The organism is Anaerocolumna aminovalerica, assembly GCF_900115365.1.
Taxonomy (GTDB): domain Bacteria; phylum Bacillota; class Clostridia; order Lachnospirales; family Lachnospiraceae; genus Anaerocolumna; species Anaerocolumna aminovalerica.
This window is the reverse complement of record NZ_FOWD01000010.1, coordinates 112,205-125,573: the sequence shown is the minus strand read 5'-3', so window position 1 is coordinate 125,573 and position 13,369 is coordinate 112,205. Positions and strand designations below refer to the sequence as shown.

The window sequence follows — 13,369 nt, the reverse complement described above, 5'->3', positions numbered from 1 at the left end:
TGACAAACATATGAATGTGGTCAGAACAGCACTCTGCTTCTATAATTTCTACTCCTTTTCTTTTACACAGTGTACTTAATATATTTGCTACATCTGCTTTTATATTTCCATATATCACTTGTCTTCTGTACTTTGGTGCGAACACTATATGATATTTGCATTCCCATGTTGTATGTGATAATGTATTCTTATCCAATTGGATACCTCCTTTGTTGGTTTAGTGCGGTTTAGGACCCACACTTATTATAACATAGGAGGTTTTTTATCTAGGGCTTAAAGCCGGATAGGGTCCACTTGCATAGCAAGTGGTTTATTTGTATTGGTATACAAAAACAACGTACAAAGTTCCTCCCTTTAATGGGAACTTTGTACGTTGTGTGGGTTGTTGGCTTACAGGTATTATACTATGTAAAATTAATTAATTAGTAATGCAGTACATAGTTCCTGAATATATTACTGAATAACCACCAGGCACAGCCTTTACACTTTCCAGAAGTAAATTTCCAGATGCCCATCCAAAGTCTTTATAGTATTCAGTATAAAAATATGTTTCTGGAATACTAGAAAAATCCGTGTAAAAACGTGATATTGATTTCTGATATGTAATAGTATAGGATTGTGGCGTTATTATACTATCCGATTCAGATGTTGCAGTTGGTTGTCTAGTTGCTGCGTAAGCAGTTGAAGGAATAAGTAATATAGTGCAAATTAAACATAATACTAAAATCTTTTTTTTCATGAAAAATGCACTCCTTTTTTAATTATTTTAATTTTTTATTGCATCCCGTTAAAACTAACATATGTTACTTTAAATTTGTCAGTATTTCCAATCCTATAAGCACATTTAAATTTTAATAAACCCACTTGCTCATTATGGATGTACTCTCCAGCTTTCTTTGCTTCATCCCAATTATCATAGCTCTTTTCAATCGAAATAAATTTACTTGGCTGTATATTTTCTTCTGTATTGGCTTTTAAATCTGTTGTAGATAAAGTAAAAACAAATAACATTACAAGAAGAGAAACAAATTTTATCTTCATGGAAACACCCTCCTTTTCTATATATTGTCAATATTACCATTTATGTTATATTCTGTCAATGCATTATTTCCAAATTCTTGATATAAAAAAATAAATAAACGTACATACATTGCCAAGTATAATTTCCTTGACTGATTTTGAAGGTGATTCAACCGGGGCGTTTGTACACCCTTGTTCCGTTCGTATCTTCACCTGATCCGAACTCAATCCTATATCAAAACTCGGATCATAACGATAAATCGTCCCTTCCTCATAGCTTATGTTATATGCTTCCTTATCCATCCTTATCTCCTTAAAACTTATCCCTTATTGCTTTTCTGTCTAAATAGGTGTATTTTGGGATTCTACTATCGATCGCAAGTCCATATAAGTTTCACCTTCTGAGTGCACAAGTGCAGAAATTGAAATGGGCTCAAGTGAAAGAAAAAATACAATGCACATATCCAGGTAATAAAAAATCCCTTGAAAATCAAGGGATTTCATAAGCGCGAAATGGGACTCAAATTCTATCTTGTAAAAACACCGAAAGAAAGGATTTTCCAACCCATCTATTTTTACATACTCAATTGGGTAATGAAACTTGTTTGTTTTTAAGCCATTGTTCTACCATTTTGTAGTATTCATTATTAGGTTCTGTATTTTCATAATAAAATTCTAAAGTCTGCACATAAATGATTTGCCCATCTACATCAACTGGCTCCGCATTTCTGAAAAGAGTTTCATCAGTATCATCACCGGGGCAGTCACCATAAAACATGCATCGAACTTTCATTCCTTCAAATATTACATCAAAATATTTGAATCCATTAAAACAGTTTTTTGCGTTCCCATCATAATGAAAGAATTTTTTTACTATCTGCTCTTCATTCCATTTAAAAGTTAAGCAGATTTTTTCAAGTTTAAATTCCAGCCATGTGCAAATATCATAGTTTTACCGTCTACCTTAAACTTAATTTTTTCATGGTCAAGTTTCCTTGCTATTGATAATAGAGTTTCCCAGTCCTCTTTCTGTTTCATGTCTTTTAAATTGATGTGATATTCATATCTAAAATTCTCCATAGATGTTCCTCCTTTATATTTGGTAGTTTCATCATAACTATAAATGAGGTTATTTTCTTGTTCAAAAGAATTTTGTTTTGTCTGTAATAGCAAAATCTTGTTATTTGATGTTTCTTCCCACCCACCATGTATTTCAAGTTTTATCTGTAATGGGTTGAACACTTTAATTTCCGGATAAGTCCTTCTAACAAAACTTGGTGGAAATCCATGAAATCGTGTAAACGCTTTGGTAAATGCCTCTGGTGTCTCATATCCATATTTAAATGCAAGGTCTATTACATGTATATTAGAAGTCATTAGTTCTTTTCCAGCAAGTGAAAGCCGTCTGCTTCGTACATATTCCATTATGGTCATGCTGCAAACAATCTTAAATAAGTTATTAAGTGTAGAAACGTTCAGAAAAAATTGTTCTGCGATCTTATTTGGTGTTACCATTTCAAGAATGTTGTCTTCAATATAGTCGATAATTTTCTGTACCATATCAATTGAATTTGTATTTATATCCTTATTTGCTTTCTTTGACATATTCTATTCCCTCCCAAATTGATACTATCATTATAACTATAATAGGTTTGGTATTCCTGTCCTTAAAATTTTAACTTTGTCAGTCGTATTTTTTCTTGAACCAAAAAAATGAACCCTTCTAATGAAGAGTCCATTTTATTTAAATGAACACGGGATTCCGATTTTATTACTCAAAAAAACTTATAGAAAAGGGATATCCGGCAAATCAAATTTTTAACTCAATTGTATACTCAAAATATTTTTCTAAATAGTCGGGTCGTATTTTATACAGAATGATAAATTACTCTATTACAGATTATATTCTATACTATTTTTTCTAGTTCGAAAAACAAAAACATAGGAATCTTTGACAAAAAACCCAATCTTGGTGATTCTGAAATCTGCTGGTCATCAGGAATAGGTTCATTTAAGTCAATTATATTTAGATGATTTTTAACAAAGGTTTTTATGTATTCCTGAAGTGTTCGATGTCTCCAAATAACTATTGAATTAATACTTTTTGCTATTGGCGCTTCCCATTCTGTCGGCGAAAAATAATTATTAATAACAACTTGAGGTACAATGTTTCCCCCTGACCAATGAATATCTTTTCCATTAAAACAGGGATGCAAAATGCTAACAAGCAGCTTTCCACCTAATTTAAGCACTCTTGAGATTTCTTTCACTGTCCCATTTAAATCCTCGCAATCCATTAACATCATTGAAGATAGTACAATATCAAAAGTATTATCAGGGATACCTTGTAAATCATTGCTATTTCGCACATAATGAGATATGTTTAATTGCTCTTCTTCTGCTTTTAACTTAGAATAATTAATCGCAACTTCAGTGCAATCAACAGCTGTAACTATAGCTCCTTTTTTCGCTAACTCCCTTGAATACCCGCCTTCACCACAACCTATATCCAATATCATCTTACCCGAAACATCTCCAAGTTGCTTTAATGTAAACGGCATAATAAAGTCCATTCTGAAATCATTTGTCTGTGCATACAAGTACCATTCTATACCAACCTTATTCCAGCATTCGGTTGAACTATCATTTTTCATAAAACACCTCCCCAAAATTTTTTATTTTGTGTTTGTAAAACTGTAAAACACTAACATATCTATTATATCACCTATTGTAGGTGATGCCAACATATTCCAATGACACGCATTATATTTAGAATTAAAATGGCATGAGCAATTATTATTAGCTATTTTCAAATACTGCTTCCCTCCAATCTATTATTAATTTTATAAATTTAAGGGCTACCACAATGTGAAAAAGCAAGCTATTCATACGGGATTTTATTTTCTTGGATGAAGAGGGAAGAACCAAGGTTCAAGTTTCTACTTCAACCTTGGAGGTCATTACTCGGTCACTTTCCGATATAAACCATATATTTTTTTATTTAGGAATAATCCAAAAATCCGTATTTGGTTAATCAGCAATGTAATGTAGCGGAACAAAGATTCCGATGCAATTGCAAATACAACTAATAACATTGCACATTTTGTTGATATCTGATTGATATTAAATAAATCCCTCATAAACAAGCTACAGAATAACAATCCTACCATCATGGAAATCAAAATTGTCCTTCTCCAATGATTCATCGGTTTACTGATTCGATACAGTATCATAAATCCTACAATGGACATCAATAACGTACTTGCTGTCGAAACATCCGTTGCACTCATTTCAAATTCCACACTAAACATTACAATCGCACTTACAATTAGGAAATCGGTTAATCCTGCCGGTAATGCTTTATATAAGACATTTGACATAAACCTTCCTTGGATTGGTTTTGTATTATTTTCAAGTGCCAGGCAAAATGCAGGAATTCCAATCGTAAACATACTGATTAACGATATCTGAGACGGCTGCAATGGATAATTTACCATAAAAAGGATCGAGAACACAGCCATTAAAAATGAAAATATATTTTTTACTAAGAATAAACTTGCACTACGCTCAATGTTATTGATTACTCTTCGCCCTTCCAACACAACCGACGGCATACATGAAAAATTTGATTCAAGTAATACCAATTGTGCCGCTTGTGCCGCAACATCACTGCCAGAAGCCATTGCAATGCTGCAATCCGCATCTTTAAGTGCCAATACATCATTTACGCCATCGCCAGTCATTGCAACCGTATTTCCAGCCTTCTTCAAAGCCTGTACCAATTGTCGTTTTTGATTTGGCGTAACTCTTCCGAATACCGTATAGGTTCTTACTGCTTCCTCCATCTGTTCTTTCGTTTCTAGCGTGGAAGCATCCACATAACTATGGGCATTCTCAATCCCTGCTTGTTTTGCTACTTGTGAAACAGTAACCGGATTATCACCAGAAATTACTTTTACTTCAACATTTTGTTTCGCAAAATATTGAAACGTATCTTTTGCTTCTTTTCGAATCGGATTTGATAACAGAATCAATCCCAACGGAGTCACTGATTCTGTCAGTGCCTTTCCTGTCACCTTCCCATGATAAATTCCAAACACCAATACTCGATATCCTTCTCTGCCATAGGCATTAATTTTAGACTCATATGAAGTAAATTGTTCCCGTAGCACAAATTCGGGAGCCCCCAGAACATACACTGCATCCTGAAAAGTAGCACTACTGTATTTGGTTGCCGATGAGAATGACGTAATACTGATTGGTTGCTTTCCGGTTCCTTCCTTGAAATGCTCCTCTAATGCAATCATCGTCTCATTGTCTTTTTCCATTGCTTTTGCAAAATCTCCGATTAACTTCTCCAATTCAGGCATTGTTGATGCATCAAATCCATCAAGGGAAACTACATCATTAACTGTCATTTTATTTTCAGTAATTGTACCGGTCTTATCTACACATAACACATTTACTCTCGCTAATGTTTCTATACATTTCATGTCATGTACCAAAACTTTTTTCTTTGCCAAGCGTTGTACACTAACTACCAATGCTGCACTTGTTAACAAATAAAGTCCTTCCGGTATCATACCAATGATTGCCGCAACCGTTGAGGTAACACTATGTCTTAAGGATGCACCTAAAAAATAATGTTGCTGCAGGAACAGTATGATACTGATTGGTAAAATCATGACACCAACAGACTTTACAATAACATTCAACGAACGAATCATTTCCGATTGTTCTTTTTGATTTACGGCCTTTGCTTCCAATGTGAGCTTTGAAGCATAGGAATCTTTTCCAACCTTTTCTAATTTTGCATAACAGTTTCCAGACACAATAAAACTCCCAGATAATAGATTATCTCCAGGATGCTTTGTAATCTCATCTGCTTCTCCTGTAATCAGAGATTCATTGACATGAACTTCTCCTTTCAATACATATGCATCTGCACTGATTTGGTTCCCTGCTGCAAATACCACAATATCATCTAGTACCAGTTCTTCAACTGGAATCACTTGTTCTTTTCCATCGCGAACTACCGTCGTTTTGGGAGCATTTAATACAGACAATTTATCTAATATATTCTTTGAACGTATTTCCTGAACTATACCGATTAAAGTATTTGCAATGATGATTGGTAAAAATGTCAAATCTCGAAACGATCCAACAATCATTAGTAAAATCGCAATTACTAAAAATATAAGATTAAAATACGTACATACATTGCCAAGTATAATTTCCTTGACTGATTTTGAAGGTGATTCAACCGGGGCGTTTGTACACCCTTGTTCCGTTCGTATCTTCACCTGATCCGAACTCAATCCTATATCAAAACTCGGATCATAACGATAAATCGTCCCTTCCTCATAGCTTATGTTATTTGCTTCCTTATCCATCCTTATCTCCTTAAAACTTATCCCTTATTGCTTTTCTGTCTAAATAGGTGTATTTTGGGATTCTACTATCGATCGCAAGTCCATATAATGGTAAGTTTCACCTTCTGTATTACAATCTAAGAATATACTAACACGTTTTCGACTGGTATAATCTTAAAAAAATATTAATTTTTCCAGATGTATAGTTTTACCAGATTACACAACATTATTTATCAATTATATTTATATCTTCAAAATTCTTTGTACTTCACGAAGCGTATGAAATTTGTTGATACCTTTCTGCAACTATTAGTTTTTCATTATCATTTTCCAGTAATACCAATTATAATCATGACAAGGAGTGTTAGCAGGTTTGTTCATCCCATGAAATTATGCTGTTGTAAATGACGATATCACCTCGAGATGGTGCAAATCCGTCCTTTTCCCAAAAACAAAACTGATTAAGGATGTTATTAACATAATTCTGCATATTTATATTTTAGTCATATACAATTCTCATGTTATTTATCTATACACATAACTTACTGAGAACTAAATTAGGGTGAGAATCACCCTAAGTAAAAGATATGAGGCACAGCTATCGATCATATTATTTGTATTAAATTTAAGAGGGCTACCACAATGAGAGGAATCGTTCTTACCTAAAAAAAGAGGCATCTGCCAAAATTGATTAGGAGCATAATTACTCAATTTCGTGAGTTTCTATAACAACGCAAAATGAGCACTCTCGATAATTGATTTCATTTTACATAAGCAAAAAGGATGTCCGGCGGGATCAAGCATAACTCTCCAATTATCTGAAAATTGATCATCTGCGATTGTGGCTCCACAATGGATTGCATATTGAACTGCTTTTTCTAAATCATTAACGGCGAAGTCCATATGTGCCATTTGCTGTTGAGCTTCAGGCTTTTCCGGCCACACAGGCGGTTTGTACTCCGGATTCCGTTGAAACAATATACAAGGATATGTTCCCTGATTGGTTCCTGGAGCGTATACACATACGTAATCTTCATCGATAATCATTATTTCCCACTTGAGCAACGCCCCATAAAATTTTGCTAATTCATGCGGTTCTTTGCAGTCCACAGTAAATGAGTACATTTTGATTTTTAATTCATCATCCATAACGCTAATACCTCCTAATATAAATAAACTACACTACAAATTTCTGTTTGTCGATTTCAAATACTATACTATCACATCAAGTAAAATAAATAAATATAATATATCAGCAATCAGAGTACACCCAAAAGAGAAAGAACAGAGTCTTGCAGAAAGAGCAAAAGATTTGGAACCGGAAGAACAAGTGGATAAAAAGACTACACTTAGATATATTTATAACCCAAACACGGAACAGTAGAACCTGGAAGTCATGAACAAAGCTAGTCAAAAAACCAATGGTCAAATACAAAAAGCCATTATACCCAAAATTATAATAGCTTAATTTTACTTAAATTTGACTGTCCTTAAATCTGATTATCAAGGCGTAAACGTATTTTCAGTACTTTCTCCAGAAATGCTTATTTGTTACGTTGCTTCCAAAGGATTTTGAATGCCGTATAATTATTATGACAATCTAATAGCTCTATAATTTTATCAGCACATTTTTCTATTGTATCGTTATGCGTATCTACAGTTACATCGTATGTGTTGTCTAAAGGTAATAAAATGGATAGTTGTTCTTCTGCTTGCCCTATTGTGCGGTCGCCACGTTCCTTTTCTCTCCTTTGCAGTTCTTCCAATGGGCATGTAACATGGACAAACAACACAGGATATTCATGGAGTATTTCAACGCATTCATCTAAAAGTTCTTGAGAAACACTAAATACATCGTCAACTACGGTATTAAGTCCCATGTCTGAAAAAACTTTTATCGTTCGGTACATCGCTGATATTGTTTTAATTACTTCGTCATCATCGTTACTCATGTGTTTTTCAGGTGTCATATCCATGAATGTATCTACAGAGAGCCAATAATAAGGCTCTGGCAGTCGTGCTTGCAATGTTTTTGCAAGCGTTGTCTTTCCAGAACTTGACACTCCATTTAAAAATATAATTTTTCCTCTTTGCATAAGGCAAGTCTTCTCCTATACATTATATAAATACTGCCGTACACTTACTTAAAAGTAAGAGAGTGCAGAAAATAAAAACATGATATGGGATTCGAACCATAATCCTATCCTGAAAATACTGAAAAGAAAGGGGTTCCATCCACTTCTGATTTATGTGCACACATAATGTGCACATTTATATTTTGACTTTTTAATCTTTAAATTTAATTATTTCACCATTTTGGGCAACTGCTTTACTGAAATCATATTCCTTGGGCTTTCCAGTGAAATAATAGTTTATAACTCGTGCATTTGCAGCGTGAGTTACGATTAATATGTTTTTACTTTTATATTCTTTCGCAATCATATTACAAAAATTACTATTTCTTTTTATAAAGTCTTTAAAGTTTTCCGTTCCCTTATCACCGTTCATAACTGCTTGCCAAAACAATTTCATCGATTCCGCAGTTTCTTCTGTTCCTTCGAATTCTCCACAGTTTATTTCGGAAAGCCTTTCATCAAATACAATTGCGCCTTTGAAGATTATTTCACAAGTTTGTCGTGCTCTTTTTTGAGGACTGCAAAAACAAGCATCAAAACTTACACTGCTCATGTTTTCGGCTTGCAGTTTTGCCTGCTCTACTCCTGTATTATTTAACTCAGTATCTGTACAACCGTTGAACTTTCTGAATAAATTCCAATCAGTTTGTCCATGACGAACAAGATATATCATAATGTTATCCTCCCATTATATAAATCATCTTATTTTAAAGTTTTGATTTATCTTCCTGATTATTCATGGGTCCCCCTACAAGTGGTTTATTAATTAACAATTAAATTAATGCTATTTGAAACATTTCTAATAATGATTTTATGAATACAAATATATAGTAAGTCGTTTTATCTTTGTAAGTTCTCCGTCGATTAGGCCTTTGTCAAATTTTATTACTCTAAATCTTCAATAAGATTCTCGTACTTTCCGCAGTTTCCACCTTAACAATAATCTAATTTTCTTTATCTTATTATATGTTGCTAGAAATAGTAAGTCAATCATTGCTGGAAAAAAGTGCATTACCTACATCTATGCAGAAGTGTAACCTTTCTCAAACAGACATGATAACGGTTACTCGTAATTGTCGAGTAAACGGTTAATCAATTTTTTCAAATATCATACTTTAATATTAATAACAGATAACCGCACCATCGTATGTAGAACTGATTAGTAAGCTTTATGTTTATTTCAATAACCTAAAAGAGATTATACAATCAGTGATTTATATGAAATGTGGGTAGAAAGGCGAGGAAAGCAGTCTGTAGAAGGTGTTATTGATATTAAGACTATCAAACAGAATGAGCAACATTTGGCGTACGCAAACCTGTGGGAGAATACTTCCCATTCTCCCGCAGGCTCAGGTCAATTGCATTCGAATTTCTTCTTGTAATAAAACAAAATGGACCCTTCTAACGAAGAGTCCATTTTGTTATAAGCGCGAGACGGGATTCGAACCCGCGACCCTCGCCTTGGCAAGGCGATACTCCACCACTGAGCCACTCGCGCATTTCATGTGTTTCGGTTGTTGTCCCGAGCACATGAATTAGTATAATATAGACAAGGTATTTTGTCAATACCCAAATAATTATTTTTTAAGTTTTTTGTACTTTTACAATTATTTATAAAATATACCCAATAGATGTAATTAATATGTTTTAAATTAACATAGCTTTATGCTTAAGATATATTCATTCTTTTTAAATACAGTACTACTGATATTATCTAACCGCAACAGCTGGACATCTACCCATAATTCTTCTGCTGCTACCAATAAATTAGCAAGGCAGACTCCTATATCAATTAATTTTATTTCACTTAATACACTGGATAAAAATATATTCTTTTTACAAAAGACATGAATTCTATTATTGTAAACAACAAATCTCCAAGGTTGGCTGTTCATGCTGGAGGGTGCAAGGCGTGCAGCTTTAATTAGAGTTCTCACCGGCTTTTTCACTTCGGTTTTGTATACTGCAATATCACTTTCAGGTAAACGCTTTGCTTTCTCAGCAGTTCTGTATACCTCCTGATCTCCCTCCCCAAAAGCCAGTGCCATCACATATTCATGTTGCAGACCGGCTAATATATCTTTTTTAGGTTTTGCAGATCCAAGATAACAGGAACCTAATCCTTTCGCAGTTAGGTATAAAGAGATTTGCTGCAATAAATATCCACTGTTAATTTTATAATTTTGGGAAGTATCAGATGCTATAATAAGATAATACGGTGCTTTTACCAGAAAAGCTCCGGACAACCCTTGATTTTGCTCCGTATTATCGATAATTTTATATTCCACTGATATACCCTCAAATAACATGGGCAAACTTTCAGCAAAATGAAGGATACCATCCAATCTTGTTTGATCAATTGCCTGCATTTTATATTTTCTTACACTTTTTCTCACAAATATAGCCTCGTATAAATTCATATGGTTCTCCTTCCTTAAGTATTTTTATACTAGTTCCAGATATATATTATGCTCAGAATACATGAAAGATATATTGTATTATAATAAATTTTTAAAATTTAATTAATAAGTTCGAAATAATATTAGAAAAATCTTGATAAATAATTTTCGTCTTAAATTAAACTGATTATATCACTTTTTTCCAAAATGAGAAACAGTATTTCTATAAAAATAATAGGACTTTTTTCTTATTTCTTTGTTTAAAATTAAGGTTTTAGTCTATATGATGAATGCTGCATGCTTAAAAAGGGTATTTTTTCCATTTATATATCCTTGTAGTTAAAAAATAATATTATAAAGAAATTATCTGAAGTATAAAAAATGTGGAAACTTATCATTATAAATAAGTTTCCACATTTTATGTATTTTACGATTACTTATGGTTATCAGGAGAAAAATTAAGTTATATAAATTTAACCTCCTGGTTTACAAGTAATATATTTATATTATTTCTATTTAGTTTGGTAATATTTTAAGCTTCTGGCCAATTTGGATTTGATCCGGATTCTTAATGATGTCTTTATTCCATTCATAGATCTTCTTCCATTCGCTCTCTTTACCAAATAAGGTTTGAGCAATCTTCTTTAAATAATCACCTTTCTTAACAACATAAATTTTAACCTTATCTGTTTTTTCTTTTTCTTTCTCTTTTTCCGTTCCTTTTACTTCTTCCTTCTTCTCTTTTTTCTCTTCTTTCACTTCTTTAGCCGGTTCTTCTTTCGTTACTTCCGGCTTTTTAGTTTCTTCTACCGGTTCTTTCACCGGTGCTTCAGCAACAACTTTAATACGTCCGTCTGTCTGAATATTAACAACACCTAGTTCTTTAATATAAGCCATAAGGATTTCTTCTAAAGCACCAAATTCATTTTCTGTTGCAAAGTCTTTAAACATTGTATATCCGTCACCGCCTACTGCCATAAAGTCATTGGTAGCTAACAGATATTTTGCTTTTAAATCAACAGGTGATCCGTTTACTTTAACATCTTTTACTCTGCTTCCGGCAGGTTTGGATGCATCAATACCAAATGATATACCAGATACCTGAGGGAATGGACCTGATGGTGCAGGATATCCGCTTACACCTAACTCAAGAGCCTGAACTAATGCTTCGCCTGTAACGTATTTTGTAACAACATAGTTACCAAATGGGAATACGGTTACCATATCAAGTTTTGTAATATCACCAATATCTATGGAAGCACGAATTCCTCCGCCATTAGTTATGGCAACATCTGCTTTGGTTCCATGTCTCATTGCATCAGCAGTTAAATCACCAAGGTTTGTTTCCTTTGTACGGGCATTTTCACGTACACCATCTAACACAACTTTGGTTTTACCAATTACTTCTGAAAGTACGGATTCATTCTCTTTACTTAATTTCTCAATAACTTGGTCTACACTTGGATCAGTTTCTGTAAATGTTGACGCATTAACAGTACCTGCACTTAATTTTCCTTCTTTATTAAAAACTGCAACACCGATATTTTTTAAGTGTTCACCTGTACTTACAATTAAAGTATCTTTTACTTTCAAACCTTCCTCATGTAATGAGTGGCTATGGCCATCAACGATTAAGTCAATTCCATCTACTTCTTTTGCAAGTCTTTCCGTAGTAAATTCACTGCTTCCATCGGTTCCTATGTGTGCTAAAGCGATAATTACATCAGCACCGGAAGCTTTTAAATTAGCTACTTCCAACTTAGCTGCTTCTATTGGATTCTTAAATTCCAATGTCTCTACATTCTTAGGATTGGTTTTATAAGCAGTTTCCGGAGTGGATAAGCCAAAAATACCATAATCAACGCCATTTTTAGTAATGATTATATGATTCTTTAAGAAGTTTTGACCATTTTCTTTTACCAATACGTTAGAAGAAAGCAATGGGAATTTCATAAGTTTTGATAATTCGCTTAATCTAGCAGAACCATAGTTAAAATCATGGTTTCCTGGAGCCATAGCATCATAACCTATTAAATTCATAAGTTCAACTATACTTTCTCCTTTTGAAACTGTAGCAAAAGGTAACCCATGTAAGGTATCACCTGCATCAAGTAGAATAACTTGTGCACCTGCTGCTTCAGCAGACTTTTTTAATGCACTGACAGCTGTATATCCCATGTTGCCGCCAGAACTATCAGGTATAGCTCTTCCGTGAGTGTCATTGGTGTGTAAAATTACTGTGTAACCGGTTAAGTCTGTGTCCTTTGTAGATATCGCCGCTGCAGATGCAGGAGCAACTGGTGTTAAAACTAACACAAATACTAGGATTAAGGATAAGAACTTCCAAATCCGTTTCATAAAACTACCACCTTCCTGATTCATAATAGTAAAAACGAAAAGACGAACACGTCTTTTTTACATTATATAATATATTTGTAAGAAA

Annotated in this window: 13 protein-coding genes and 1 tRNA gene; all 14 read right to left on the bottom strand. The window is 33.6% G+C overall.

The genetic code is table 11. The annotated features are described in order from the left end of the window. A partial coding sequence (gene tnpA, locus BM183_RS07810; protein WP_139221498.1) for an IS200/IS605 family transposase occupies nucleotides 1-196 on the bottom strand: 196 nt, incomplete at its 3' end. Nucleotides 197-418: 222 nt separating this feature from the next. Further along, nucleotides 419-739, bottom strand: coding sequence for a hypothetical protein (locus BM183_RS07805; protein ID WP_091685866.1), 321 nt, complete (start codon nucleotides 737-739; stop codon nucleotides 419-421). Between the two features lie 35 nt (nucleotides 740-774). Further along, a complete protein-coding gene (locus tag BM183_RS07800; RefSeq protein WP_091685864.1) occupies nucleotides 775-1,041 on the bottom strand; it encodes a hypothetical protein in 267 nt (88 codons plus the stop codon). Nucleotides 1,042-1,104: 63 nt separating this feature from the next. Next, complete coding sequence (locus tag BM183_RS07795; RefSeq protein WP_091685862.1) at nucleotides 1,105-1,323, bottom strand: hypothetical protein; 219 nt, start codon at nucleotides 1,321-1,323, stop codon at nucleotides 1,105-1,107. A gap of 280 nt (nucleotides 1,324-1,603) precedes the next feature. Further along, nucleotides 1,604-1,798: a hypothetical protein gene (locus tag BM183_RS07790; protein ID WP_091685860.1), complete on the bottom strand. Its 195-nt coding sequence runs from the start codon at nucleotides 1,796-1,798 to the stop codon at nucleotides 1,604-1,606. 122 nt (nucleotides 1,799-1,920) lie between these two features. Then, nucleotides 1,921-2,625: a helix-turn-helix domain-containing protein gene (locus BM183_RS07785; RefSeq protein ID WP_091685858.1), complete on the bottom strand. Its 705-nt coding sequence runs from the start codon at nucleotides 2,623-2,625 to the stop codon at nucleotides 1,921-1,923. Between the two features lie 302 nt (nucleotides 2,626-2,927). Further along, nucleotides 2,928-3,674, bottom strand: a complete 747-nt coding sequence (locus BM183_RS07780) for a class I SAM-dependent methyltransferase (RefSeq protein WP_091685856.1) — start codon at nucleotides 3,672-3,674, stop codon at nucleotides 2,928-2,930. 306 nt (nucleotides 3,675-3,980) lie between these two features. After that, nucleotides 3,981-6,413, bottom strand: coding sequence for a cation-translocating P-type ATPase (locus BM183_RS07775; protein WP_091685854.1), 2,433 nt, complete (start codon nucleotides 6,411-6,413; stop codon nucleotides 3,981-3,983). A gap of 702 nt (nucleotides 6,414-7,115) precedes the next feature. Continuing rightward, the gene (locus BM183_RS07770; protein WP_091685851.1) at nucleotides 7,116-7,541 is read right to left on the bottom strand and encodes a VOC family protein; all 426 of its coding nucleotides are present in this window, start codon (nucleotides 7,539-7,541) and stop codon (nucleotides 7,116-7,118) included. Between the two features lie 395 nt (nucleotides 7,542-7,936). Next, nucleotides 7,937-8,488, bottom strand: a complete 552-nt coding sequence (locus tag BM183_RS07760; RefSeq protein WP_091685847.1) for a chloramphenicol phosphotransferase CPT family protein — start codon at nucleotides 8,486-8,488, stop codon at nucleotides 7,937-7,939. Nucleotides 8,489-8,678: 190 nt separating this feature from the next. Then, complete coding sequence (locus BM183_RS07755; protein ID WP_091685845.1) at nucleotides 8,679-9,200, bottom strand: histidine phosphatase family protein; 522 nt, start codon at nucleotides 9,198-9,200, stop codon at nucleotides 8,679-8,681. A gap of 753 nt (nucleotides 9,201-9,953) precedes the next feature. Continuing rightward, a tRNA-Gly gene (locus BM183_RS07750) sits at nucleotides 9,954-10,025 on the bottom strand. Between the two features lie 154 nt (nucleotides 10,026-10,179). Next, nucleotides 10,180-10,947, bottom strand: coding sequence for a nitroreductase family protein (locus BM183_RS07745; protein ID WP_091685844.1), 768 nt, complete (start codon nucleotides 10,945-10,947; stop codon nucleotides 10,180-10,182). A gap of 495 nt (nucleotides 10,948-11,442) precedes the next feature. Further along, nucleotides 11,443-13,284, bottom strand: a complete 1,842-nt coding sequence (locus BM183_RS07740) for a 5'-nucleotidase C-terminal domain-containing protein (protein ID WP_170847930.1) — start codon at nucleotides 13,282-13,284, stop codon at nucleotides 11,443-11,445. Nucleotides 13,285-13,369: the final 85 nt, after the last annotated feature.